Raw genomic sequence first — 24,295 nt, forward strand, 5'->3', positions numbered from 1 at the left:
GATGACGCGGTAGGCGACAATGGCGTCATGACGGTCCAGATCTCGCCCTCGATTCTCAACAGCGACTTCTCCCGGCTCGCCGACGAGGTCTCCTCGATCTCACGGGCCGCCGACTGGGTGCACGTGGACGTGATGGACAACCACTTCGTGCCGAACCTGACCCTCGGGCTGCCGGTGGTCGAGGCGCTGCTCAAGGCGTCGGACCTGCCGCTGGACTGCCACCTGATGATCGAGGACCCGGACCGCTGGGCCCCCGCCTACGCCGAGGCCGGGGCCGGCTCGGTGACCTTCCACGTCGAGGCGGCCGCCGCGCCGATCCGGCTGGCCCGCACGCTGCGCGCCGCCGGGGCGCGGGCCGGGATGGCGCTGCGCCCGGCTACCCCGATCGAGCCCTATGAGGACCTGCTTCCGGAACTCGACATGGTGCTGATCATGTCGGTCGAGCCGGGCTTCGGCGGACAGCGGTTCCTCGAATCCGTGCTGCCGAAGGTCCGCCGCGCCCGCCAGGCGATCGAACGGCACGGCGGCGAGATCTGGCTGCAGATGGACGGCGGCGTCTCGGCCGAGACGATCGAGCGATGCGCCGAGGCCGGTGCCGACGTATTCGTCGCAGGCTCCGCGGTTTACGCAGCGGACGACCGCGATAAGGCAGTGCGCGAGCTCAGGGCGCTGGCAGAGCGGGCTGCCGGTAACGCGCCCTGGAATGACGCGCACCGCAGCTAAGCAGGCCACCGAAATAATCCGCTCCCTCCGCACTCCACGCTGAATAAGATCATCGGCATGCGAGTGCTCGAAGAGCTGTTCTCCCTGCGCGACCGCGCCGCGCTGATCACCGGCGGAAGCTCGGGCATCGGCTACGCGATGGCCGAGGCGATCGCGCTCGCGGGCGCACGCACCGTGCTGCTGGCGCGCCGTGAGGCGGAACTCAAGGCGGCAGCCGAGCGGATCCGGCAGCAGGGCGGGGAAGCGCACTGGGTCGCCGCCGATGTTGCCGACCGCGGCAGGCTGGCCGAAGCCGCCGAGGAGGCGGTACGGCTGGTCGGCGAGATCGACGTCCTGGTCAACTGCGCCGGAGTCAACCCGCGACCGCCGCTCGGTACGCAGACCCTCGAGGACTACGACGAGATCTTGGCGGCGAATCTCGCCGGTCCGTACCAGCTCGGCCAGCGCTTCGGCCCGCGGATGGCCGAGCGCGGCTGGGGCCGGATCATCAACATCGGCTCCCAGCAGTCGGTCTCGGCGTTCGGCGACAGCGGCGTGTACGGAGTGGCCAAGGCCGGACTCGCCGGGCTGACCCGCTCGCAGGCCGAAGCGTGGTCACGCAGCGGCGTGTGCGTTAACACCGTCATCCCCGGCTTCGTGCTTACCCCGCTGACGGCTGTCGCGGCGTCAGATCCCGAGCGGGTCAAGGCACTCGCCGCACGGGCGATGGCCGGCCGCAACGGCTTGCCCGAGGACTTCCGGGGCGTCGCGCTCTTCCTCGCCTCTAACGCTTCAGCGTACGTAACGGGGCAGATGCTGTTCGTCGATGGTGGCTTCTCGGTGCACTGACCTGCGCTTGAGTTCGGCCCTGTTCCAGCTCCGGGTCGGCAGGCTCGGTGCTGGCGAACAGCACCGCGTGCAACTGCACAACTAACGTGTCCGGGCCCTCGTCGCTCGGACCGATGTTGTCGATCAGGTCGAGTACCGCGGCCTGCAGTTTCAGGTAGCGCTCAAGCGTCATGTTGACGCGGATGCTGCCGATCTGCGGGCTCAGATCAGGGCCCTCCGGCGGCGGGGAGAGCTGCACCCGTCCCGCGCGGATCTCCGTGCGCAACCGGTCGCGGACGGCATCCATCAGTGCCTCGACGGTGTCCGTGAAGTCTTCCGGCTCGGCTTGCTGGCCGAGCAGCGTTCCGGAGAACACCAGGCGCTTCTGGGCCGGCAGGTAGCGCTTCTCGATGATGCCCGAGACCACTCTGGTCTCCGCGACGTAGATCAGCCCGACGTCCTCGAGTTTCTTCACGTGCCGATAGAGCTTGGTCTGCCCCTCGTCGATCCGCTCGGCGATCTCCTTGACCGACATCGGTCGGCGGCGGGCGGCGTCGCTCGGGAACGCGCCGATGATGGCGAGCCGCAGCGGGTCGGCCAGTATCCGCAGGGTCTCCAGGTCGGTGACCGCTCGTTCCTCGACGTAGCCGAGCGGCGGCGCGGTAACCGCCGCCTGCTCGGGATTGGCTGACCTCTCCTCGCCCCTGGAACCGCTCTCGTCGGTGGCCATCGGCCGCTGACCTCACATTCTCGCGTCGTCTACCGCTTAAGTCTTGCGCAATGCTCTCGCACCTGCAATCGTTCACGCCAACGTGAATGGATGCGACAGAGTGAATGATCGCATTCTCGCGAACCGGGGAGGATGAGTATGTCCACACGCGCAGCGCCGGCGAATCCGCCGGTCACCGCCGTCCCGCTCAGCCGCAACCGCAGATTCCAGGCGTTGTGGGTCGGGGGAGCGACGGCTTACCTCGGATCGAGCTTCGTCACCGTCGCGGCTCCGCTGTTGATCCTCGGCATCACCGGGTCGGCGGCGCAGGCGGGCGTCTACGGCTTCATCGATGCGACCGCGTCCATCGCGGCCGGACTGCCCGCGGGCCTGATCCTGGACCGCTATGACCGCCGAACGCTGATGATCACATCGGAGGCGGTCCGGGCGCTCGCCTTCGCCACCCTGATGGCCGCGCTGTTCGCCGGCCGCCTCACGATGCCGCACGTCTTCGCGGTGGCGGCGGTGACCGGCGCCGCCAGGACGCTCTCGGGACCGGCCCGTTCCCTCGCCACGCGGGCCGTGGTCGCGCCGGAGCAGCTGACCAAAGCGCTCGCGACGGAGGAGGTGCGCACGCACACCGCGTCGATCATCGGTCCGTCACTCGCGGGAGTGTTGTTCGCGGTCTCCCGCACGCTCCCGTTCCTCGGCGTCGCCGTCAGCTATCTGATCTCGGCGATCTGCGCCCTCGCGGTGCCGCGCGACACCGAGGCGAGGATGGATCGACGCGGCAAGGCATCCGGCGGACCGCTCGACGGCATCAAGATCCTCATGCGCGATCCGATGCTCCGGGTGTGCCTGATCGCGCTGTCGCTGGTGAATCTCGGCGGCGTGGCGATCGAGTTGGTCGTCGTCGTGCTCGTCCGGGAGCACGGCGGATCGTCGTCCGCGGTCGGCGGCGCGCTGGCGCTGGCTGCACTCGGCGGTCTGCTCGGCGCGGCCCTGGTCACGCCGTTGCACCGGCTGCTGCGTCCCGGCTGGCTGCTGATCGCGCTGATGCTGTGGGTCGCGGCGCTGAACACGGCGCTCGTCATCCCGTTCGGCGCCTGGTGGTACGGCTCGATTCTGGCCGTGACCATGCTGGGCGTTCCGGCGGCCGTCGTGCTGCTCGACGTGCTGATATTCCGTCAGGTCGACGACGCCGTCCGCGGCCGCACCATCAGCTCCACGATGACGATCCTGAACGTCGGCCTGTCGCTCGGGCCGCTCGCCGCAGGCTTGCTCCTGCAATACGCGGGCACCACGACCGCTGTATTCGCGTTCAGCGCGGTGATCGCCGCGGCCGGGCTCGGAGCGCTGAGCAGCCGCGCCGTACGAGCCGCACGCTGGCCGGAAACGCCGCCGCCCGCCGCTGAGCCGCCGATCGACGCAGCGCCTCCTGCACTGACGGCTCCCGAACTGACAGCTCTCGAAGTGGCGCCTCTCAACGTGGCGGCCGCCGATGCATAGCGGCTTGAGTCTCTTCTTCTACGCGGGCGCGGACAGCCGATGCCGTCGCGCTCTGATGATCGGCCAAAACCAGGATTCCGTGGCCCACTTAGGTAGCCGACGCGGGTCTGAGGTACCCGAAACGGCCAGCCCAGGGCTATCTAAGGTAGGCGCAGGCCGCAAGGCGAAGCCCGAATTCGGGAATCCGACCGATCCGCCGCGCCTACCTTGGGGCGGAAAGTTGAGTACGTCGGAGGAAGTACCCGCACCAGACGGGCGCTCCTCACGATCGGAAACACTTCACGAGGGGTGAACGCCATGATGAGCGCCAGCTTCGGCCGGGAGATCGCGGACAGCCACTTCCAGCAACTGCTCGCGGAGGCCGAACACGACCGGTTGGTCGGCTGCCTGAAGCGGCAGCGCAAGCAGCGGCACGCGCGGGGCCTGGCGGCCTCGGCCCAGCGGCGGGCCGCCCAGCCCTGTCCGCAGGACCTCGGCTGACCGGCTAAGGAACCACGGCCATGGACACCACTGCCGACACGATCGCGGGCCGGAGCGCCGGCGCTGCCCAGCCGCAGCGTCCGGCGCAGCCGGCCGGCGATCTCCAGACGACCCGCGAAACGCGCCCGGCTCAAGCGGTCCGATCAAACCGCGGATCCAGGACGCCGACGCGGGGTCTGGGCCGAGCCGCCGGATCAGCGGCCGCGGCGGTGGCGGGTCCGATTTCGGCCGGGCCGGGCGCCGAGCCAGGCCCTGTGGAAAGGCCTGTGCGTTCGCTCGGGGAACGTGAAATGCTCGATGACGTGTCGAGCCGCAGCGTCAGTCCGATCTTCGTAGGTCGCCAGGAGGAGCTGGCCCGCCTGCGATCCGCCTTCGCGCGAACCGCGGCCGGGGAGCCCCAGACGGTGCTGATCGGCGGCGAGGCGGGGATCGGCAAGAGCCGGCTGGTGGAGGAGTTCACCGCGCGGCTCGACGCCATTGTCGCGGTCGGCGCGTGCATCGAGCTCGGAAACGGGGAGGGCGTGCCGTTCGGCCCGTTCGCCGCGGCATTGCGGTCGCTCGACAGCAGGGGGTTGATCGACCGCGAGAGCTGGGAGGGGCGGGAGCTGGCCCGCATACTCCCGGAGCTGGGCGAGGCCCCGGCGCGCCGCCAGCAGGAGGACGAGTACGCCCGCATCCGGCTGTTCGAGGCAGTACAGGCGGCACTGCTCAAAGCCTGCGCCGAACGGCCGCTGGTGCTGGTGGTGGACGACCTGCACTGGGCCGACCGGGCCAGCCGCGAGCTGTTCGGGTATCTGGCCCGGGTCTCCCGCGGCGGAAGCGTGCTGACCATCGGCACCTACCGGGCCGACGAACTGCACCGCGGCCATCCGCTGCGGCCGTTCCTCGCCGGGTTGGACCGGGTGCGCGGCTTGGAACGGCTCGAACTCGAGCGCTTCGACCGGGCGCAGACCGCGCTGCAGCTGCGCGGCATCCTCGGCCGCGAGCCGGAGCCGAGCGTGGTCGAGGAGGTGTTCTGCCGCGCCGAGGGCAACGCCTTCTTCACCGAGGAGGTCGCCTGCGGGGTCGCGGCGGCAGGAGGCGCCGCGCCGGAGTTGTCCTGGAGCCTGCGGGACCTGCTGATGGCCCGCGTAGAGCGGCTGCCGGAGCTGACCCAACGCCTGCTGCGCCTGCTGGCCAGCGCCGTACAGCCCGCGCATCCAGCACTGATCGCCGCGGTCGCGGGGCTCAGCGAAGACGAACTCACCGAGGCACTGCGACCCGCCTTCACCGCCAACGTCCTGGTGGCCGGGGAACGGGACACCTACCGCTTCCGGCACGCGTTGATGCGGGAGGTGGTACACGGGGAACTGCTGCCCGGAGAGCACACGCGGATCTATCTACGGCTCGCCGAGGCGCTTGACGAGACGCCGACGCTGGTCTCGGCCGACTGTTTCGACGTAGAGCTCGCGCACTACTGGTACCGCGCCCACGTGCCGGACAAGGCACTGACCGCCGCCCTGTTCGCGGCGGAGGCGGCCAGGACGCGATACGCCTTCGCCGACGAACTCGCGATGTTCGAGCGCGCGCTGGAACTGTGGGACCAGGTGCCGCACGACCCCGACGCCAAGCCGGACGACATCTACCTGATGTACCGCGCCTCAATGGCCGCCGGCCGGGCCGGAGCAGCCGACCGGGGCTTGGCCTTCGCCGACGCGGGACTGGCCGCCATCGACGAGACAGTCCGCCCCTCCCTCGCGGCGCACCTGCTCGACCAACGCGGAAAGCACCAGCGCACGCTGGGCCGCGGCTCGGGCATAGACGATCAGCTACAGGCGATCGAGCTGTTACGCGACGAGAAATACGCGGTCAAGCGCGGCTACATGCTCACCGGCCTCGCCTCCACCCTCTGCATGCACGGCCGGCTGTCCGAGGCACTCGTCGCCGTGGACGAGGCAATCGAGCTGTGCGCTCGCTCCGATGATCCGTGCGACGGACTGTCTGCTAAGTCCATCCGCGCGATGATCCTGAGCAACGGCGGGCGCATCGAGGAGGGCCTGGCACTGCATCGCGCCTGCCGGGATGAGGCCGCCCGGCTCGGCCCGACGCCCACGCTGATGCCGCGCATCGACATCTGCCTGTCCTCCGAGCTCTACGAGGTCGGCCGCTTTGAGGAGGCCGCGCAGGTCGCCCGGGGCGGGCTGGACTCGATGATCCCGTGCAATCCGGTGCAGTCCGGGATGCTGCGCAACAACCTGGCCGAGCCGCTCATCGCGCTGGGGGAGTGGGACGAGGCGGCACGGTTGATCGACGACGCGATCGACCTGAACCTGCCCGGCGTACACGACCTCGGCCTGCTGCGGCTGCGTGCGGACCTGCACATACTGCGCGGCGAGTACGAGCTGGCGCAGGTCGACCTCGACACGGCCCGGCGTCGCGGCGGTTCGAAGACCGGTGAGCCTCAGTACGTGATTCCGCTGCACCGGGCCGTGGCCGGGCTGGCGGCGGCGCGCGGCCGAATAGACCAGGTGCGCATGGCGCTGGGCACGGTGCTGGACGGCGGGGTGCGCGAAGGCGACGAGCGCTTCCTGTGGGAGATGCTCGCCCTGGTGGCCCGAGCCGAAGCAGACCGAGCGGTGGACGCCGGCAGGCGGGATCCGGACTCGGTCACGGCGCGCATCGCCCGCATCGCGGCGGAGCTGCCGGTGCACACCCCGCTGCAGAACCTCTTCGCGCGCCTTGTCGCGGCCGAGGCCCGCCGCGAGCTGGTGGAAACAAGTCAGGACCCTGCGGACTGGCTCGAATTGGTCGCCGCCGCCGATGAGGCAGTCGCTCCGGTTCACCTGCGCGCCTACCTGCGGTTCCGCCTGGCCGAGGCGTCTGCGGTCCGCGGCGAGCGCGCCGACGCGGCCGAAGCCGCCAGGCAGGCCCGAGCGCTGATCGAGCCACTCGGCGCGCGCCCCCTGCTGAGCCAGATCGAGAGCCTCGTCCGTGCCGCACGCCTGGCGCTGCGCCCGGTCCCCGACCCCGCCGCGCGGCCGTCCACCACCGCCTTCGGCCGCCCGAACGCGGCGTCCCGCGGCACCGAGCGAGCCTCCGGCGACCGCGCGTCCGAGCGAGCCCCCGGCGGCCGCGCGGCCGAGGCGATATCGCGCTTCGGCTCCCGCCCGGACCCTGGGGCGAACACGAACACGAACACGGGTGCGAACGCGAACGCGAATTTGAACGCGAACACGAGCGTGAGCGCAAGCGCCGACGCCCGAGGTCGGTCCGGTGCGGGTTCTGCCGCTGTCAGCCTGGCTGGCAGCGCGGCCACCGAGGCGGCCGGGACCACTGGGACCGCCGAGGCTGGATCCGTGCCCGGTGCAGGACATGACACGAGCACTGGAGGCAGCACCGATACCGGACTCGGCGCGAGTGCCGGACTTGGCACCGGTACCGGACTCGGCGCGGGTGCTGGCGAAGCGCCGCTCTATGAGGATGCCGGTGCGCGACCAGGCGCAGGCATCGCCTCACGCACTGGAGCGCGCCCGGCCACCCCAACAGCACCTCACCTCGGCGCCGCCGGTGGTGCCAGTCCTGCTGGTGGCGCCGACGACGCGGACTTCGGCGCTGCAGCCCACACCCCTGGTTCGGGCAGCGGCCGGAGTGCGGGCGTGGGTGCTGGCTCCAGAAGCGGTCCGAACGTCGGCGACCTCGGTCTGACGCGGCGTGAGCTCGACGTGTTGCGGCTCGTCGCCGACGGCTTGTCGAATGGCCAGATTGGCGCACGGCTGTACATCAGCACCAAGACGGTATCCGTGCATGTGTCGAACATCCTGGCCAAGCTCGGCGTCTCCTCGCGCACCGAGGCGGCGGCAGTTGCACACCGGCTGCGCGTCTTCGACAACGTGGCCTGATTCACCGCTCTACGGTGCCGGTGCCGGTGCCGGTGACGGCTTCGGCGCACGCTGCACCATCGTCGAGAAGTAGGCCGCGTGCGCCCGCGTCAGCGCACTGGCGACACGTTCGCCGACATCATCCCGCTGGTGCTGGTGCTGGTGCTGGTGCTGGTGCTGGTGCTGGTGCGGACTCGATTACTGCCGCAGCCTGCTCGGCGAGTCGCTCTTCGTGCGCGGCGCGAATCCGGCGCCAGAGGCGTTCGCGATCCTCGATGGTCACGTCAGCGAGGTCCAGGGCGAACAAGTCCGTTGCCGCCTCGAACCACTCCGTCACCGACGTGAGTTCGCGCTTGGCCGGCGCATCCCTGCCCTCGATGCGGTGCAGGACGCAGCCAATGATGTAGTCAGTGCCCTGCGCATCGCGTCGGTAGACCTGGGCGGTCGTGACGAAAGGCGACGCCGGCGACGTGGACAGTTCGGCGTGATACGGAAGGAACTGCGTCCACTCCGCCGGGGTGAGCGTGAAGTCCATAGCCGCGAAAGAGCCGCTGGACAGCGTCGTGTCCTGCACGAAGCGCCAGATTTCGACGGGGCCGGGGTTGCCGCCAACAGCTTCGCCATCGATCGTCGAGGTGCCGGACAGGTCGGTATCCGCGTTCAGCGGCGCGACGTCGAGCTGTGCAGCCTGGACGTAGGGCGACCAGGCGCCCGCGCGCTCGAGCCGGAAGACGAATGGGCCCTGTCGGTGCTCGCCCTCGACCAGTCGCATCGGCTCATGGTGCGCGTTGCTTAGACCGGCATCGACCATCCATATCTCGCCGTCCAGATCGACGGTCACGGCCATGTGGTTGCCGTATCGATCGGGCGCGGGGACCAGGTTGCCGTTGTGGACCGCACCGCGGTGGCGCGTTACCCGATAACCGAGTGCGGACAGCAGCGCGGACAACGCACCGTTGAGGTTGAAGCAGTAGCCACCACGGCCCGACAGCACGCGGCGAATTGAGTCGGCGGGGTCGATGCTTTGGGGACGTCCGAGCTGAATGTCGATGTTCTCGTAGGCGATCCGCTCGACGTGCGCTCGATGCAGCGCCGCCAGTGACTCGGGCGAGGGTTCGCCCGGGTCGGCGATGCCCAGGCGCGAAAGGTAGGGGTCCAGCCAGGAGGGTCGGATCGTCATAGCGCCACGCTAGAGGTCGGGGCGGACAATGGCGGTGCGGGATTGACTGGGGCTTTGGGACGGGCTTGGCGTGCCTGGACTGCTGACGGGGCTAGCGGTGGCGGGGGAGTGTGGAGGCTTCTTCCCGCCCCGCGCGAGACGACTGCCCAGCGGTCTGCCTGATCCACAGCGCGGCTCCGGCGGCCGTCGCCGCTGCTGCTACCGCGAGCGCGGCGATGATGCGACCCCAGACTGCTCCCGAGTTCACCGGCGCTTGGGCGGCGAGCAGCACGATCGCGACTGCCGCGAGCGCGGACAGGGGCGCCGTGCCGCGTCGCAGTTGCCTGACACCCACTGGGCCCGCCGCGAGTGCGTCGACCGCGAGCAGGTACGCCAGTAGCAGCGCCGCGTCGATGACCGTCAGCCAGACCGGCGGATCACTGAAGCCGGCCACGATCGTGCAGCCCACGGCGAACACGGTGTTGCGATGGCGGGCGAACTGGCTGGTGAGGCGGACCGACTGCGCGGCCGGCCGCCGGGATACCACCGGGGCGGCCCAGATCGTCGCCACGAGCGCCGCCAGCGCGAACAGCCAGCCGACGGGTCCGCGGCTGCCCAGCTTCGTGGGGTCCACCGCGGCCAGCGCCAATGCGACGCCGAGCAGCAGGACCGCGTCATTCGGCAGTGTATTGACACGCCCGGGGAACATTCGGGCGAGGAAGGCGTGCATGTTCGGCGGCAGGGCGGCTGAGGAGGGGAGGGGCGCGGCGTCGTTGTCGGCTTGAGCGTGCTCGTGCTCGTGGGCGGTGTCGCTGCCGTGTTCGCTCATCGGGCCCTCCCGCGCACGCCGGTGCGCAGCAGCGGGGCCAGCGCGAGGTCCAGCTCGCCCGAGCCGTCCCAGGCGACCACCGGAATGCCCCGCTCGACCAGGCTGAAGCGCAGCGCCTCGCGGTCCATCCGCCACAGCCGCAGCGCGAACTCCGCCGCCTCGTCGCCCGGCTCGACCCGCGGGTCGCCGGTCGGGATCTCCACGACCACCACCGGGTTGCCCCGCTCCGCCAAGTCCCGCAATACATCCAGGATCCGGTCGTCGGCCAGCGGCGTGATCGCGTAGACCAGCGCTCCGTTAGGCAGCGCAGGGGTAGGCACGTGATCGATGTCCGGCGTGTGGTAGCCGAGGTCGCGGCGCACCTCGAGCACGGTCTCCACGATGCGGTACAGATACCCGCCGCCGGTCCCCGGCTGCAGCCACCGCAGCCGACCGCCGACTGAGACCACTCCGACCCGGTCATGGCTGCGCAGATAAGTACGCGCGATGCCTGCTGCTGCGCGCACCGAGTCGTCAAGCGTCGACCGTCCGGTCGCCGGGTCGCGCACATCGCCGAACGCGTCGAGCAGCACCACCGTGTCCGCCGCGCGCTCGGCCGCGAACTGGGTGATTTGTATCTCGCCGCGCCGGGTCGTGGACGGCCAGTGGATCCGCCGCTGCCGGTCGCCCCACGTGTACGGGCGCACGCCGGCGAACTCGAAGCCGTCGCCGGTCTGCCGCGCGGTGTGCTCACCGAGCCGGTTCGGCAGCCGGGTCGGGATCGGCGTCAGGGTGCTGTCGGCCGGCATCGGATAAATGTCCACGTCGCCGAGCTGCGCGCGCACCGTGCGTCGTCCCAGGCCGCCCGCGTCATGTAAGTCGATATCCGCCACGCCGAGCGTCCAGCGGCCCCAGCGGCGCGCGACGAACGAGAAGGTGACGACCGGACCGGACACCTCCACCGCGGCCAGCTCCACGCCCGGTCCCGGAGCGACGCCCGGATCGATCCAGCCGACCAGCCCGTCGAAGGCCAGATCGACCCGCGCCGCGATCGCTTCGCCCTCGAAGAGGCGACGCACGGGCACGACTGCGCGCGCGCCGACGCGTGTCGGCCGGGTCGAGCGAGGGGCGCCCAGCGCGAGCAGCACCGCCGGTCCCGCTGCGAGCGCGAGCATCCACGCGCGGCCGCTGATGAGTGCGACGGCGGCCGCGGCGAGCGCCACGCTGCTCAACCGCAGCGCTCGCTCAGTCAGCCGCCACGCCTCGGTCGGGGCCTGAGGCGGTTCCGCCGGAGCGTCCACGGACTGCGGGCCGCCGAGCGCACGGCGTACGGCCTCGCCGCCCGGCGCGGCCACAGCCGGATCCTGCGGTGCCCGACCCGGCTGATCCGCCCGACCCGATGCGGCTTGATCGTTCTGGCGCTGCATCGGCCGCTCTGCAGGGCCCGGCGACGTCCGGGCGTCACGCGCCGCGCCGCCCTCTTCGCTCACGGCTGCGGGACCGTGCGCGGTGTCGCGACCGAGTTGACGATGCCCTGCACCACGTCGTCCGCGCTGATGCGGCGCACCCAGAGCTCCGGCCGCAGCGTGACGCGATGCGCGAGCGCCGGGACGGCCACCGCCTTGACGTCCTCGGGCGTCACGTAATCGCGCCCGTCCAGCACAGCCCGGCCCCTGGCCAGCTGCACCAGCGCCAAGCCGCCGCGCGGGGAGGCGCCGACCTGGATCTGAGCGTGCTTCCGCGTCGCGTTGACCAGGCCGATGATGTAGCCGAGCAGGTCGTCGTCCACCTCGACCGACTCCAGGCTGGCCCGCATCGCCAGCACCTCGGCCGGATTCGTCAGCGCGGTCAGCACCGCCTCGGGCGCGGCCCGGTCCAGCCGCCTGCGCAGCATCGCCGCCTCGTCCACCGCCGGCAGGTAACCCATGCGCACCCGCAGCTGGAACCGGTCAAGCTGCGCCTCGGGCAGCTGGTACGTGCCCTCGTACTCGATCGGGTTGTCCGTGGCGATCACCACGAACGGCTTAGGCAGCGGACGGGTCGCGCCGTCCACCGAGACCTGGCCTTCGGCCATCGCCTCCAGCAGCGCGGCCTGCGTCTTCGGCGGGGTCCGGTTGATCTCGTCGGCCAGCAGCAGGTTGGTGAACACCGGCCCCGGCCGGAACACCATCTCGCCGGAACGCTGGTCGTAGAACGGCGCGCCGGTCACGTCCGAGGGCAGCAGGTCCGGGGTGAACTGTATTCGGGTGAACTCCAGGCCCAGCGCGGTCGCGAAGGACCGGGCCAGCAGCGTCTTGCCGAGGCCGGGCAGGTCCTCGATCAGCACGTGCCCGCCGGCCAGCACGCCGAGCATCACCAGTTCCAACGCCGGCCGCTTGCCGACGACGGCCCGCTCGACCTCGTCGAGCACCGCGTGCGCGCGCTCGCCGGTCTGCTTCGGCGTAAGGGTGACGGCTGTGGACGCGGCCGCCGCCCCAGTCGCCGCTCCCGCTCCGGCTCCCGCCGAATTCGATGCGGCCGACGCCGCCCCCGTCGTCGTACCGCGCCCTGCACCTGCCGCTGCGTGCATAACCGCCTCGCCCCGCTTCGTCGGCGCCGCGTCGGCCGGCGTGGTGCCGGTGTCCGCCGCGGCAGTACTCACTGCGTTCTCCAAGACTTAGCGCTCCTCATCGGTCACCTGCTCCCCGTGGGGAGGATTCACAGCGTTTCGAGACGGTGGACAAGCGCCCGAAGGACCACGTCCGGAATCGGTGGGGGATAGTTGGCCGACTGTGCGCGCCGGTCCAGCGTACGGCGTGGCGGCAGTGGACCCGTGTAGCCCGGACGGCGCGGGTCGATCCACGCGAACACATCCTCGCCCACGATCGCCGCCGCGCGCTCCGGCTCGCGGTAGAGCGAGACCCCGTGCCGATCGGCCAGCCGCACCGCGTAAAGCCGCTCGAGCTCCGGCCGCAGCACCCGCTCGAAACCCGCCGCCGACTCCCGTGCCGCCTCCACGGCCGCCGCCCAGCCCTGCAGGCTCGGCTCGCGCTGGTGGACGAGCCGCACCGCCCGGCGATACGAACCGTCGATCGCTTCGGCCCCGGCGACGTACCGGGCGATGAGCAATCCGATGATGACGATCGCCGCAGCACCCGCGGCGGCGGCACCCGGCCCGCCCGCGACCGCCAGCACGATCTCGGCGACGACGGCCAAACCGGCCAGCAACGCCAACGCCTGCGCGGCCGGACCAAGGCGCGGGGAGCGGGAGTCTTGACGCAGAACGGTCACGAGCCGACCACCTGACCAGACGCGTCCTGCGCTGCCACTTCGTCCCGCTCGCCTGCCTTACGCCCTCGCCGCGCCTCGTCTTCGCGCGCCCGGATGCGTTCGGCCAGCGCGCCCGTGACGGAGTCCAGCGCACGTCGTGCTGCCTCGAGATGCTGCGCGGTCATCGGATGTGAGGAGAACCTGGCTTCACGGAACAGATCCGTCAGCGCCTCGGCGTCCTGTGTCCCGAGGGCCGCCAGATCGCGAGCGGTCGCGCGGTGCAGCAGGTCTGACGGGCTGTCGGAGCTTTCGCGGGAGATCCCGGCCTGCGCCAGCGAGGTCTCCATCGCGGCGTAGCAGGCGATGATCGCGGCCCGCGCGTCGTCCCCGCCGAGCGCCGAGCGCCCGGCGATCAGCGCGTCGGCCAGCGCTTCGTCCTCGGCGCCGGAGTCGGCGGTCGGCGGCGCCGACTCCACCGGGCCGAGCTGCGGGACCTTGCGCAGCAGCCGGAGCGCCACCAGCACGATCACGGCGATCAGCGCGGCGCCGAGCGCGGCCAGCAGAACCCACAGGAAAGTGGTCAGGTCGAACGAGAAGCTGTGCGCCTTGTGATGCGCGGTCTGCTGCGGCGTCGGGACCAGTTGGTAGGAGCCCAGGGCGTCGGTCGGCACGACCTGGTCGGGGTACTCGGCCTGGCCGGAATCCGGTCGATGCAGCACGATCAACGCGCCCGGCACGAGTACGACGCTGACGAACAGCACCGCGACAGTGGCCTGCCGCAGCCGGTCCAGCGCCGTCGTGGGCACCTCGGTGGTGCGCACATGGCCGCGGTACTTCGCGGCGGCGACCAGCGCGGCGACGGCGAAGAGCAGAGCGAGGCTGACGTCGGCCCCGGTCGCCAGCCCCGCGTTGCGCAGCGCCGCACCCGCGGCTGCCCGGATCGCGACCGCGGCAATGGCCAGCCCTAAAGCCACCGCTGCCGCGAGCAGCCCACCGGACCGGAGGCTGCGCCGCCGATCGTCGCTCCCGCTTTGAGTCACCCGTCCGGTCTCTCCATGCCGCCGCTGTTCGGACGCCAGCCTGGCATACCGGTGCGGCTCATGTCAGCACAGCGACGATTTTGCGTGGATTGACGCATTTATCGCAGCAGAGAACGTGAAAGTCCGGATCTTGGGAGCGAAGAAGGTATCGCTGCGCGGGGAAGGGCCAATGCGCGGGCGCGCCGCTCAAGGCACCCAGAGGCGGGCGGCGGTGGCGGTCGCCTCCAGCAGCCCCGAGCTGAGCAGTGCGAGCTCCCCGCGCAGGTCCTTCGGGATCTCCCGGATCCGGCTCGGCAGCTGCCGTGCGGCCGCGCGCAGCGAGAGATCGGGCAGCCGCTGCGTCAGCTCCAGGTGCCGCTCCATCAGCCGGATCAGCCCCTGCCTGCGCATGCGGGCCAGCGTCTGCGCGAGCCGCAGCGACATCAGCCAGGCCGTCAGATGCCACAGCGGGATGATGACCAGCCAGATGATGAAGTAGGTGTGCGTGACCCGCTGCACGGTCGGCGCGTAGTGCTGCAGATCCAGCACGTGCGTGACGACGCGCGGCTCCCAGCGCCGCTCCAGGTACACCGGCAGCGCCCACATCGCCAGCGCGACGGAGCTGAGCCCCCACGGGATCGCGATGTATATCGTCCAGCGCGCCCATGTGCCCTTCGCCTGGAATCGCTTGCTCATCCGCATGAACGGACTGGGCACCAGCACCGAGGCGAGGTTGCCGATCGCGATCGAGGCGATCGGCAGCACCGCGAGCTGCGGGAGCGCGGGACGCACCCAGGCCGAGCTGTGCCCGACCCACACCGTCAGCGCCACCACGAGCGCGACGAACGTCAGCTCCCACACCGCGAGCAGCAGATTGCGCGCCAGCAGGATCCGGCCCGGATCGGCCCCGGAGCGCAGCAGGTCCGCGGCCCAGCGCGGCTCCGCGGCCAGCTGGTTGGTCAGCGAGCCGTCCGCGACCGCGGTCAGGATCACCGGCACGACCACCGGGTTCATCGGATTGGCCAGGTTGGGCTTGGTGCACACCACCAGGAACGCGAAGGTGCCGAAGCCGAGCAGCCAGCTGGCCAGCATGCCGTAGAGCCAGTCCGGGCGGGTCCGGAGCACCCGGGTCAGCTCGCCGAACACGGTGACCTTGTGTCGCACCGGCAGTGGCGGCGCCGGCCGGGGCTGCATCGCGGGGGAAAGGGTCGTCTCCTCCGTCACGCTCCGCCCCTCTCGCGCGCCGCGGCCCTGTGCCGATCGCCGAATCAGCCAACCCGTGATCCGGCCGCCGACCTCCGTCTCAGGTGCAAACCGTGATCACTGTATTCGTCATTCCCCCGGGCGCCCCGGCTGACGCCCCGTCGAGCCGGTTCCCAGCTGTTCTTAACCTTCCGGACACGCCGGCCGGGCCGCGCCGTGCACCGATACTGCGGGCACTGTTCGTCCATCGACAGTGCTGCGGTCACCGAGCCGCAATCCCGGCCGAGCACCCTGCCTGGTATGCGGGTCGCAGTAGTAACCGAATCCTTCCTGCCGCAGGTGAACGGGGTCACCAACACGGTGATCCGGATCCTCGAGCACCTCGCCGCGCACGGTCACGAGGCGCTGGTCGTCGCGCCCCGCCCCGGTCCGGCGGCCTACGCGGGCTTCCCCGTGGTGGCCGTTCCCGGCGTCGGACTGCCCGGATACCGGGAGTTCAAGCTCGGGCTGCCGACCCGGCGCGTCGAGAAGGTCCTGCGCGACTTCCGGCCCGACGTGGTGCACCTGGCCTCCCCGATCGCGCTGGGCGCCGCCGGCGCCCGGGCCGCGCGCCGGATCGGCGCGCCCTGCGTCGCGGTCTTCCAGACGGACGTGGCCGGCTTCGCGCGGCAGTACGGCTTCCGCGGCACCGACGCGGTGATCTGGAGCTGGATCCGGCACATCCACCGGCAGGCCGACGTCACCCTGGCGCCGTCGCGGGCGAGCCTCGAACAACTGCAGGCGCAAGGCGTGCCCCGGCTCGCGCTGTGGGCCCGCGGCGTGGACGCGGCCCGGTTCAACCCGGCGCACCGCGACGAGACGCTGCGCGAATGGCTGCTCGGCGACCGCGAGATCCTGGTCGGCTACGTCGGCCGGCTCGCCGGGGACAAGCGGGTGCACCTGCTGGCGCATCTCGCGGACCTGCCGAAGGTGCGCATCGTCGCGGTCGGCGACGGACCCGCGGCGCCCAGCCTGCGGGCCCTGATACCGAGCGCCGCGCTGCCCGGATTCCTCAGCGGACAGGCGCTTTCCGCAGCGTACGCGTCGCTCGACGTGTTCGTACATACGGGCGCCGACGACACCTTCGGCCAATGCGTGCAGGAGGCGATGGCTTCAGGGGTGCCTGTTGTGGCGCCGGCTGTCGGCGGACCGCTGGATCTGGTGCGCCCGGGCCACACCGGGCTGTTGTACGAACCCGATGACACCGACGACCTCAGGCGCCGCGTCGCCCAGCTCGTCACGAATCCCGCGCTGCGCGCCCAGTACGGCGCGAACGCGCGGGAGACGGTCCTCTCCCGGTCCTGGGCTTCGGTCTGCGATCAATTGTTCGGTCACTACGACGCCGCGTTGGCGCGTCACCGGCAGCTGGTTGGGGCAGTGGGTTGACCGGTAGAGCCAGGCAATAGCTGGACATAGACATCTGCGTATGAGTGGACGCGGTTGGCGGCCGGGCGCCGGGTTGGCGCGGTTACGCCACGGCAGGTTCCCGCCAGGTTCAAAACCTGTCGTTTCGCGTTGGCGACCGGCAGGGTAATGGATGCCTCGACCGGACATTGGGGACCGGTCGCCTGCCGTGGACGTGATCCATGTTCCGATCGCCGGTGTTTGGGTGTGGGCCGGCGATCCCCTGAACGGTGGCGCCCTTCTCGCGTGGGGCGTCATCGCGATGCCGTTCCGAGCCGCTGCCCGACCCCGCAGCGGCTCGGAACGGCGTTAAGCATTCAGGCACTCGCCGGGGCGGTGATGACCGAGAACTCGGCGCCCTGCGGGTCACACAGCGTGCAGAACCGCCCGTATGGCGAATCCTTCGGCTCGGTCACCAGCCGCGCGCCCGCGGCGATCGCCTGGTGCGCGGCCGCGTCCGTCTCCGTGACCAGGAAATACGGGACCCAGCGCGCGGCCCGCTGCGGGGAGACCGCCGTGTGCCCGGCCTGCCAGATCCCGGCGACCTGCTCGCCGTGCACGGTCAGCACCCAGTAGGAATCCGGCTCCATCGGCGTCTTCGGCACCTCGAGGCCGAGCAGCGCCCCGTAGAAGTCGGCGCTGTGCGGACCCTGCGGCGTCTCCAGCTCGAACCAGACCGGCGTGCCCGGCTGCATCCTGGCCTCGAAGCCGGGGAAGGGATCGGCCTGCCACAGCCCGAACGGCGCGGTGGCCGGGTCTGCGGCCAGCAGCTGCCTGCCCACGCCGGGCACGTCTGCCGGGCCGAAGTACAGCGTGCCGCCGAGCTTGTCGATCCGCTCGGCGGTCGCCTCGATGTCGTCCACGGCGAAATAGGTGTTCCAGGTGACCGCCCTGGTCGGCATGTTGGGCATCCGCGGACCGATCCCGGCCACCGCCTTGCCGTCGAGCGAGAGCACGGCATAGCCCTCGTTGCGCGGGTCCGGCTCACCGGTCCAGCCGAACAGCTCACGGTAGAAGCTGAGCGCGGCGTGCTGGTCGTCCGCGTACATGTCGAGCCAGCACGGCGTGCCTTGCGGGTAGGGACGTTGGGCGTCGGCCATACCTGCCGACCTCCTTTGCTCGGGAACCCTGTCTTCAGCCAGTAACCCAGTAAGCCGGTCTCCACTCAGCGAAGCGCTGTCTTCAGAAAGCGCTGTCTTCGGAAACGCTGTCTTCGGCCCACTGTGCCACTGCCTGCCGACACCGGCATCCGTTGCGTCACGGCTCAGCGCGGGGCGGCGACCGTCCTGCGGTCACGCAGCGTCGCGTTCAGGGCGATGATCTCCTCTCCGGCCTTCGCAGGAGAGCCGGCGTCGAACGGCGGCTGCGGGTCGTACTCGATCGCGAGCTGGATCGCCTTGGCCACATCGTCGCCCGCGATCAGCCCGACGAGTGTCAGGGCCATGTCGATGCCTGAGGAGACGCCGGCCGCCGTAACGATCTTGCCTTGCCGTACGACCCGTTCGGCCGTGTACCGCGCGCCCAGCTTCTCCAGCGTCTCGACGGCGCTCCAGTGCGTCGTAGCGTCCAGCCCGTCGAGCAGTCCGGCGGCGGCGAGCACGAGCGAACCGGTGCACACCGAGGTCGTCCACTGCGTCGTCTCGTGGATGGCCCGCACCCAGCCGAGCATCTCCTCGTCGCGGGTCAGCGCCCGGGTTCCCCAGCCGCCTGGCACGACCAGGATGTCCGCCGAGCCGACCTCGTCGAGGGACGCGTCGGCGTGCAGGCCGACCACGCCGCTTTCCGTGCGCACCACCCCGCCGGCCTTGGCGACGAAGGTGACTTCCGTGTCGGGCAGCATCCGCAGGACCTCGTACGGGCCGATCGCGTCGAGCGCGGTGAACTCGGGGAATATCGGAATGATCACTCTTAGTGGACTTGAGGGCATGCGTCCCACCTCCTGCGTCCAGCCTGGTCGATCGCGCGGCATGGCGGCAAGGACATGCTTATGACGAATTCCGCCATCGACTGCGCCGCCACCGGCGACGCCGACCCCGACGTCTATCAGGCTTCTGTTTCAGTCAGGACGAGCGGAAGCGCGCGCGGTACTCGCCCGGGGTGACCCGGACGGTTCGCCGAAAAGCGCGATGCATCGTCGCGATCGTGCCGAACCCCGACGCCCGCGCGATCCGGTCGAGCCCGTCCGCCGTCGTCTCCAGCAGCCGCCGCGCCGCCTCCACCCGCACCGCCTCCACATGAGCGGCCGGACTGCTGCCGGTCTCCGCGCGAAACACCCGCGCGAAGTGCCGTTCGCTCATGCCGACGCGCGAGGCCAGCGCGGGCACCGACAGGTCGGCGTCCGGATGCTCGGCGATGAACGACTGCAGCCGCCGCAGCGGCTCGCGGGAGGGGCGCTGCGCCGCGAGCTGGGCCGAGAACTGGGTCTGCCCGCCCGGCCGCTGCACGAACACCACCAGCTGCCGGGCGATCGCGCGGGCCAGCGTGCCGCCGTGATCCGCCTCCACCAGGCCCAGGGCGAGATCGATGCCCGCGGTGACCCCGGCGGAAGTCCAGATCGGGCCGTCGTGCACGAAGATCGGCTCCGGGTCCACCGTCACGGCGGGAAACCGCTCGGCCAGCTCGGTGCAGGCCTGCCAGTGCGTCGTGGCCCGCCGCCCGTCCAGCAAACCCGCTTGGGCGAGCAGGAACGCGCCGGTGCAGACGGAAGTGGTACGCCGCACCTTCTCGGCGGCCTGCCCGACCCATGCGACGTGCCGGTCGTCCCGAGCCGCCACGCGCGCTCCACGGCCTCCGGCGACCACGAGCGTGTCCGCGCTGCCCGAGCCCGTGATGACCTCCTCCGCGGCCTCGGCGAGCACCGGCAGCCCGCAGCTGGCGGTCACCGGTCCGGGCGCCAGCGCCACGGGCCGCAGCGAATACGAGCCCGGACGCATCCGCTCCGCCTGCGAGAACACTTCGAGCGGTCCGGTCAGGTCGAGGATCTGGAAGTCCGGGAACACCAGGAAGACGATCGTGCGGCTCGCGACCGGGGGACGGCTCATGACGGGAGGATAGGGCGTGCCCGGGCCGCGCCGCCGGAGCCTTTGCGGACCGCCACCCGCCGCACCGCACAATCCCGCGCGCATGACGGCGGTCACGTCTTGACTTGAATCAGGGTACGCAGTGAGATGGGCCCGGTCTCGTCGCTCTCAAGCCATCCGGAGGTTCCCATGCGCATATTCACCGCGCCGCGGCACTGGTCCCACCGAACACTGGTGCCGGCCGCCGCCCTGGCCGTGCTGTTCGGCGCGGGCGCCGGCTCCGCCGCCGCGGCCGCCGAACATACCGCGTCCGCCAAACACCCGGTGCTCGCCGAATCCGCGCTGCGGACGGCCGCGACTTCTTCTACCGACACCGCGACTTCTTCTACCGACACCGCGGCGCTGACCCCGTTCACCATTACCAGCCCGGACTTCCGGGACGGCGGTCCGCTGCCGGTGTGGACCGAGTTCGGCGGAACCTACGCCGCCGAGGCCGGCTGCTTCGGCAAGAACCTGGCCCCGGAACTGGACTGGCGCAACGTTCCCGCCGGCACGCAGAGCTTTGCGATGCTGGTCAACGACATGGACGCGCCGCTGTCAGGAGGCTGGCACCACTGGGTGGTCTACAACATCCCGGCCACCGCGCACGAGCTGGAAGGCCACGGGGTCCTGCAGTACACCCAGGGCTCGACCAGCTGGGACGTCAACGGCATCCCGGTGGTCGGCTGGGGCGGTCCCTGCCCGCCGGCCGACGGCCAGACCCACCACTACATCTTCACGCTCTACGCGCTCTCGACCCCGACGCTCTCCGGCGACTCGCTGACCTACGAGCAGGTGCTCGCCGCGATCAACCCGTACGTGGTCGGCTCCACGGTGATCATCGGCACGTTCCGGCTGCCGCTGCGGTAACCAGCGCGTTCGCTGCTCCTGCTCCTGCTCCTGCTCCTGCTCCTGCTCCTGCTTCTGTCCCTGTCCCTGCCTCTGTCGCGGTAGGGACAGGGACAGGGCGCCGCGGCCCTCCGGATCTGGCTCTAGACGGGAAACTTCACGCCGGTGAGCTCCTCAGAGACGGTCCACAGTCGCTGCTGAACAGTCACGTCCTGCGACGCCGGGCTGGACGCGACCACCTGCGGGTGCCCTCGGAATCCGCCCATCCCGTCCGGGCCGTAGAACTGGCCGCCGGCGGCGGCGGGGTCGGTGGCCGCCCGCAGGGTCGGCAGTGCGCCCATGTCCGGCTTCTGGCTTATCAGCGGCGCGATCAGCGGGCTGATCAACCGCATCGCGGCGGGGGAGTTGCGCACGAGCTCGGTGTCGGCCACGCCCGGGTGTGCGGCCAGCGCGATCGTGGTGCCGTGCGACGCGAGTCGGCGCTGTAGTTCGTAGGTGAACATGAGGTTCGCCAGCTTCGACTGCCCGTAGGCCGCGACTCGGCTGTAGGACTTCTCCCACTGCAGGTCGTCGAAGTGAATCGCGGCCCGGATGCGGTGGGCGACGCTGCTGACCGTCACCACCCGCGAGCCCGGCACCGGCAGCAGCAGATCGAGCACCAGCCCGGTGAACGCGAAGTGGCCGAGGTGGTTGGTGCCGAACTGCAGCTCGAACCCGTCCTTCGTGGTCTGCTTCGGCGTGTACATCACGCCGGCGTTGTTGATCAGCAGGTCGATCCTCGGGTGGGCCTCGCGCACTGCGGCCGCCGCCGCGTGAATCGATGCCAGCGAGGTCAGGTCGAGCTCCTGCACGGTCACCTCGCCGGTCATCCGGGCGGCCGCCTGCCTGCCCTTTTCCGTGTCCCGCACGGCCAGTACCACCGTCGCCCCGTGCTGCGCCAAGGCGCGTGCGGTCTCGAAGCCGAGGCCGGTGTTCGCGCCGGTCACGACCGCCACCCGGCCCTTCTGGTCAGGGATGTCGTGCTCGGTCCAGGTCATGGCCCGCTCCTTAAAGACTGTCGGTCTGTTATGGCTCCGACGCTAAGAGACCTTCGGTCTGTTGTCAAGAGACCGGCGGTTTGTAAACTGGGCCGCATGACGTTCCAGCGGGCACGCAGCGAGGAGCAGCGCGAGATCCGGCGCCAGGCGATCCTGGACGCCGCGGCGGAGATGCTCGAGCAGATGCCGGTGGCCGAGGTGACCCTCAACGAGCTGAGCCGGCGGGTCGGGCTGGCCAAGTCGAACGTGCTGCGCTACTTCGAGTCCCGCGAGGCGGTGCTGTTCGAACTGCTCGAGCGGGCCATGGAGCGATGGCTGGAGCAGGTCCCGGACGAACTGGCCGCGGGCGTCGACCCCCGGCTCTCGGCGCGGGAGCGTGGCGACCAGGTGGCCGCGGTGCTCAGCGCCTCCCTCGCGCGCCAGACCGTCCTGTGCGATCTGATCAACGCGCAGACCGGCGTGCTGGAGCACAACGTGTCCGTCGAGGTCGCCGTGCAGTACAAGCGATCGGCCGTCACCGACATCGCGGCCGCGGCCGCCGTCATCCACCGGTACTTGCCGGAACTGGGCGACGGCGCCCGGTTCGTCGCCATCATGACCCTAATACTGGCCGGGACGCTGTCGGTCTACTGCCGCCCCTCCGCCAGCGCGCTCGCCGCCTACGAGGCAGACCCCGCCGTCGCCGTTCTGCGCATGGATCTACGCACCACCCTTGAGCATGCCGTCGCCACCCTGATCGCGGGCACCCTGGCACGGTCCTAAAACGCTTCTTTCCGTTGCGCTGACCGCCTCAGCGGGTCGTGTCAGGGACCTGCCGGGCCGGGGCGCTCCAGGATGCGAGCACGTGCAGGGCGTCGTCGGCCGGGCTGCCGGGTTCCGCGTGGTACGCGGTGAGCGTGAGGCCGGGGTCGGCGGGCAGCGGCATGGCCTCGAAGGCGAGGTCCAGCTCGCCGATCGCCGGGTGATGGAAGCGCTTGGTGCCGGTGTGGTGCAGGCGCACGTCGTGCTTGGCCCAGCGGGCGCGGAACTCCTGGCTGCGGGTGGACAGCTCGCCGACCAGTTCGGTCAGGTCCGGGTTGTACGGGTCGCGGCCGGCCTCGGTGCGCAGCAGGTTGACCGTGGTGCTGGCCGAGTCCTCCCACTGCGGGTAGAACGTGGTGGCGGCCGGGTCCAGGAAGCAGAAGCGGGCGAGGTTGTCCCGGTTGGCGGGGTTCTCCAGAGCCGGGGAGTACAGGGCGCGGGCGAGGGGGTTGACCGCGAGCAGGTCCAGGCGGCCGTTGCGCACGAACGCCGGGGCGTCGGTCATGGTCTCCAGCAGCCGCAGCACGCCGGGACGCACGTGCTGGGCGCGGCGCCGGCGCGGCGGCTTGCCGCCCGCGTTGGCGGTCTTGGCCAGGTCGAGCAGGTGTGCCCGCTCCGCCTCGTCGAGCTGGAGCGCGCGGGCGACGGCCTCGAGCACCTGCTCGGACGCGCCGGCGAGGTTGCCGCGCTCCAGCTTGGTGTAGTACTCGACGCTCACCCCGGCGAGCATCGCCACCTCGTGCCGCCGCAGCCCGGTGACCCTGCGGTTGCCGCCGAAGGCGGTCAGCCCGGCCTGCTGCGGAGTGATCTTGGCGCGGCGGGTGGTGAGGAACTGGCGGATCTCCTCGCGGGTGTCCATATCCCGAGGCTAAAGCCGAGCGCGCGGTCTTGGGGTGTACTGGCGGTACCCCTTTCGACAGTGGCTCCCGCGCGACCGGAAAGACCGGTTGCATGGACCGCGGACCCAGAGCGGCCATCGAAGCAGACTCCTGACACAGGATCACACCCGCGTCCGCATGGAGAAAGTCGTGATCACCGCCCGCCCGCGCCGAGGACGAGAAGTCCCCGCTCCGGCCGCCGCGCTCACCGCGGCGCTGCTCGGCTTCTTCGTCGTCACCCTCGACACCTCGGTCGTGAACGTCGCGCTGCCCGCGATCAGCCGCGACGTGCGCGCCGGGATGAGCGGATTGCAGTGGGTCGTGGACGGCTACGTGCTGATCTTCGCCGCCGTGCTGCTGTCGGCCGGGTCGCTCACCGACCGAATCGGGGCCCGGCGCGCGTTCGGCATCGGTGTCGGCGTGTTCGTGCTCTCGTCTACCGCCTGCGGGCTGGCGCCGAGCCTCGCCGCGCTCGTGATCGCGCGCCTGATTCAAGGCGTCGGCGCGGCGCTGATGATGCCCTCGTCCCTGACGCTGATCCGCGAGGCCTACGCCGACCGGGTAGCGCGCGGCCGCGCGCTGGCACTGTGGAGCCTCGGCGGCGCGGTGGCCGCCGCGGCCGGGCCGGTCGCCGGAGGCGCACTGAGCCTGGCCAGTTGGCGGCTGATCTTCTTCATCAACGTTCCGGTCGGCCTCATCACGCTC

22 protein-coding genes are annotated in these 24,295 nt (G+C 70.9%); 9 read left to right on the top strand and 13 right to left on the bottom strand.

The genetic code is table 11. From position 1 onward, the window contains the following. Window positions 1–27 precede the first annotated feature (27 nt). Window positions 28–723 (top strand): ribulose-phosphate 3-epimerase, encoded by a 696-nt coding sequence (gene rpe, locus VFB40_RS19945; protein ID WP_349261562.1) that lies wholly within the window; start codon window positions 28–30, stop codon window positions 721–723. A gap of 48 nt (window positions 724–771) precedes the next feature. After that, window positions 772–1,551, top strand: coding sequence for an SDR family NAD(P)-dependent oxidoreductase (locus VFB40_RS19950; RefSeq protein ID WP_414642116.1), 780 nt, complete (start codon window positions 772–774; stop codon window positions 1,549–1,551). Here VFB40_RS19950 and VFB40_RS19955 read toward each other — a convergent pair. Then, window positions 1,487–2,260, bottom strand: a complete 774-nt coding sequence (locus VFB40_RS19955; RefSeq protein WP_324852874.1) for an ArsR/SmtB family transcription factor — start codon at window positions 2,258–2,260, stop codon at window positions 1,487–1,489. The two genes, VFB40_RS19950 and VFB40_RS19955, sit on opposite strands and share 65 nt — an antisense overlap. Window positions 2,261–2,398: 138 nt before the next feature. On the opposite strand from VFB40_RS19955, the gene VFB40_RS19960 reads away from it, so the two are divergent. The 3 genes from VFB40_RS19960 to VFB40_RS19970 all read left to right on the top strand — a co-directional run bounded on the left by VFB40_RS19960 (window position 2,399) and on the right by VFB40_RS19970 (window position 8,106). Next, the gene (locus tag VFB40_RS19960; RefSeq protein ID WP_324852876.1) at window positions 2,399–3,748 is read left to right on the top strand and encodes an MFS transporter; all 1,350 of its coding nucleotides are present in this window, start codon (window positions 2,399–2,401) and stop codon (window positions 3,746–3,748) included. Between the two features lie 297 nt (window positions 3,749–4,045). Then, window positions 4,046–4,228: a hypothetical protein gene (locus tag VFB40_RS19965; RefSeq protein ID WP_324852878.1), complete on the top strand. Its 183-nt coding sequence runs from the start codon at window positions 4,046–4,048 to the stop codon at window positions 4,226–4,228. A gap of 302 nt (window positions 4,229–4,530) precedes the next feature. After that, entirely contained in the window at window positions 4,531–8,106 is a 3,576-nt protein-coding gene (locus VFB40_RS19970) for a helix-turn-helix transcriptional regulator (RefSeq protein WP_324852880.1), read from the top strand. A gap of 118 nt (window positions 8,107–8,224) precedes the next feature. Here VFB40_RS19970 and VFB40_RS19975 read toward each other — a convergent pair whose 3' ends face one another. The 7 genes from VFB40_RS19975 to VFB40_RS20005 form a co-directional block, all read right to left on the bottom strand. Beyond that, the gene (locus VFB40_RS19975) at window positions 8,225–9,265 is read right to left on the bottom strand and encodes an arylamine N-acetyltransferase family protein (protein ID WP_324852882.1); all 1,041 of its coding nucleotides are present in this window, start codon (window positions 9,263–9,265) and stop codon (window positions 8,225–8,227) included. Between the two features lie 91 nt (window positions 9,266–9,356). Next, complete coding sequence (locus tag VFB40_RS19980; RefSeq protein ID WP_324852884.1) at window positions 9,357–10,073, bottom strand: hypothetical protein; 717 nt, start codon at window positions 10,071–10,073, stop codon at window positions 9,357–9,359. After that, window positions 10,070–11,407: a DUF58 domain-containing protein gene (locus tag VFB40_RS19985; protein ID WP_324852886.1), complete on the bottom strand. Its 1,338-nt coding sequence runs from the start codon at window positions 11,405–11,407 to the stop codon at window positions 10,070–10,072. Before VFB40_RS19985 ends, VFB40_RS19980 begins: the two co-directional genes overlap by 4 nt. Before the next feature lie 131 nt (window positions 11,408–11,538). Continuing rightward, window positions 11,539–12,705 (bottom strand): AAA family ATPase, encoded by a 1,167-nt coding sequence (locus VFB40_RS19990; protein WP_324852888.1) that lies wholly within the window; start codon window positions 12,703–12,705, stop codon window positions 11,539–11,541. 44 nt (window positions 12,706–12,749) lie between these two features. Next, window positions 12,750–13,265 (bottom strand): hypothetical protein, encoded by a 516-nt coding sequence (locus tag VFB40_RS19995; RefSeq protein ID WP_324852890.1) that lies wholly within the window; start codon window positions 13,263–13,265, stop codon window positions 12,750–12,752. 53 nt (window positions 13,266–13,318) lie between these two features. Continuing rightward, the gene (locus VFB40_RS20000) at window positions 13,319–14,341 is read right to left on the bottom strand and encodes a DUF4129 domain-containing protein (protein WP_324852892.1); all 1,023 of its coding nucleotides are present in this window, start codon (window positions 14,339–14,341) and stop codon (window positions 13,319–13,321) included. Between the two features lie 186 nt (window positions 14,342–14,527). Beyond that, window positions 14,528–15,544 carry a hypothetical protein gene (locus VFB40_RS20005; protein ID WP_324852894.1) on the bottom strand — a complete coding sequence of 339 codons (1,017 nt, stop codon included), beginning with the start codon at window positions 15,542–15,544 and terminating at the stop codon, window positions 14,528–14,530. Window positions 15,545–15,823: 279 nt separating this feature from the next. Between VFB40_RS20005 and VFB40_RS20010 the strand changes: the two genes are divergently transcribed. Continuing rightward, a complete protein-coding gene (locus tag VFB40_RS20010; protein ID WP_324852896.1) occupies window positions 15,824–16,948 on the top strand; it encodes a glycosyltransferase family 4 protein in 1,125 nt (374 codons plus the stop codon). Between the two features lie 335 nt (window positions 16,949–17,283). On the opposite strand, the gene VFB40_RS20015 is transcribed toward VFB40_RS20010, so the two are convergent. The 3 genes from VFB40_RS20015 to VFB40_RS20025 form a co-directional block, all read right to left on the bottom strand. Next, window positions 17,284–18,066 (bottom strand): VOC family protein, encoded by a 783-nt coding sequence (locus VFB40_RS20015; protein ID WP_324852898.1) that lies wholly within the window; start codon window positions 18,064–18,066, stop codon window positions 17,284–17,286. A 164-nt stretch (window positions 18,067–18,230) separates the two neighbouring features. Beyond that, complete coding sequence (locus tag VFB40_RS20020) at window positions 18,231–18,893, bottom strand: DJ-1/PfpI family protein (RefSeq protein WP_349261561.1); 663 nt, start codon at window positions 18,891–18,893, stop codon at window positions 18,231–18,233. A gap of 133 nt (window positions 18,894–19,026) precedes the next feature. Next, on the bottom strand, window positions 19,027–20,007 hold the full coding sequence (locus VFB40_RS20025) for a GlxA family transcriptional regulator (RefSeq protein ID WP_324852902.1): 981 nt from the start codon (window positions 20,005–20,007) through the stop codon (window positions 19,027–19,029). Between the two features lie 168 nt (window positions 20,008–20,175). On the opposite strand from VFB40_RS20025, the gene VFB40_RS20030 reads away from it, so the two are divergent. Continuing rightward, window positions 20,176–20,895, top strand: coding sequence for a YbhB/YbcL family Raf kinase inhibitor-like protein (locus tag VFB40_RS20030; protein WP_324852904.1), 720 nt, complete (start codon window positions 20,176–20,178; stop codon window positions 20,893–20,895). 122 nt (window positions 20,896–21,017) lie between these two features. Here VFB40_RS20030 and VFB40_RS20035 read toward each other — a convergent pair whose 3' ends face one another. Then, window positions 21,018–21,911, bottom strand: a complete 894-nt coding sequence (locus VFB40_RS20035; protein ID WP_324852906.1) for an SDR family NAD(P)-dependent oxidoreductase — start codon at window positions 21,909–21,911, stop codon at window positions 21,018–21,020. Between the two features lie 96 nt (window positions 21,912–22,007). Here VFB40_RS20035 and VFB40_RS20040 point away from each other — a divergent pair, with 96 nt between their 5' ends. Then, entirely contained in the window at window positions 22,008–22,673 is a 666-nt protein-coding gene (locus VFB40_RS20040; RefSeq protein WP_324852908.1) for a TetR/AcrR family transcriptional regulator, read from the top strand. Between the two features lie 28 nt (window positions 22,674–22,701). On the opposite strand, the gene VFB40_RS20045 is transcribed toward VFB40_RS20040, so the two are convergent. Next, window positions 22,702–23,571 (bottom strand): helix-turn-helix transcriptional regulator, encoded by an 870-nt coding sequence (locus VFB40_RS20045; RefSeq protein ID WP_324852910.1) that lies wholly within the window; start codon window positions 23,569–23,571, stop codon window positions 22,702–22,704. 157 nt (window positions 23,572–23,728) lie between these two features. On the opposite strand from VFB40_RS20045, the gene VFB40_RS20050 reads away from it, so the two are divergent. Further along, on the top strand, window positions 23,729–24,295 hold a 567-nt coding region (locus VFB40_RS20050), incomplete at its 3' end, for an MFS transporter (RefSeq protein ID WP_324852912.1).

Source organism: Actinocrinis sp. (genome assembly GCF_035650855.1).
Lineage (GTDB): Bacteria > Actinomycetota > Actinomycetes > Streptomycetales > Catenulisporaceae > Actinocrinis.

Coding starts and splice junctions, on each gene's coding strand:
- rpe (WP_349261562.1), top strand. CDS start 28: ATGACGGTCCAGATCTCGCCCTCGATTCTCAACAGCGACTTCTCCCGG.
- VFB40_RS19955 (WP_324852874.1), bottom strand. CDS start 2,260: ATGGCCACCGACGAGAGCGGTTCCAGGGGCGAGGAGAGGTCAGCCAAT.
- VFB40_RS19960 (WP_324852876.1), top strand. CDS start 2,399: ATGTCCACACGCGCAGCGCCGGCGAATCCGCCGGTCACCGCCGTCCCG.
- VFB40_RS19965 (WP_324852878.1), top strand. CDS start 4,046: ATGATGAGCGCCAGCTTCGGCCGGGAGATCGCGGACAGCCACTTCCAG.
- VFB40_RS19975 (WP_324852882.1), bottom strand. CDS start 9,265: ATGACGATCCGACCCTCCTGGCTGGACCCCTACCTTTCGCGCCTGGGC.
- VFB40_RS19980 (WP_324852884.1), bottom strand. CDS start 10,073: ATGAGCGAACACGGCAGCGACACCGCCCACGAGCACGAGCACGCTCAA.
- VFB40_RS20010 (WP_324852896.1), top strand. CDS start 15,824: ATGCGGGTCGCAGTAGTAACCGAATCCTTCCTGCCGCAGGTGAACGGG.
- VFB40_RS20015 (WP_324852898.1), bottom strand. CDS start 18,066: ATGGCCGACGCCCAACGTCCCTACCCGCAAGGCACGCCGTGCTGGCTC.
- VFB40_RS20020 (WP_349261561.1), bottom strand. CDS start 18,893: ATGCCCTCAAGTCCACTAAGAGTGATCATTCCGATATTCCCCGAGTTC.
- VFB40_RS20025 (WP_324852902.1), bottom strand. CDS start 20,007: ATGAGCCGTCCCCCGGTCGCGAGCCGCACGATCGTCTTCCTGGTGTTC.
- VFB40_RS20030 (WP_324852904.1), top strand. CDS start 20,176: ATGCGCATATTCACCGCGCCGCGGCACTGGTCCCACCGAACACTGGTG.
- VFB40_RS20035 (WP_324852906.1), bottom strand. CDS start 21,911: ATGACCTGGACCGAGCACGACATCCCTGACCAGAAGGGCCGGGTGGCG.
- VFB40_RS20040 (WP_324852908.1), top strand. CDS start 22,008: ATGACGTTCCAGCGGGCACGCAGCGAGGAGCAGCGCGAGATCCGGCGC.
- VFB40_RS20045 (WP_324852910.1), bottom strand. CDS start 23,571: ATGGACACCCGCGAGGAGATCCGCCAGTTCCTCACCACCCGCCGCGCC.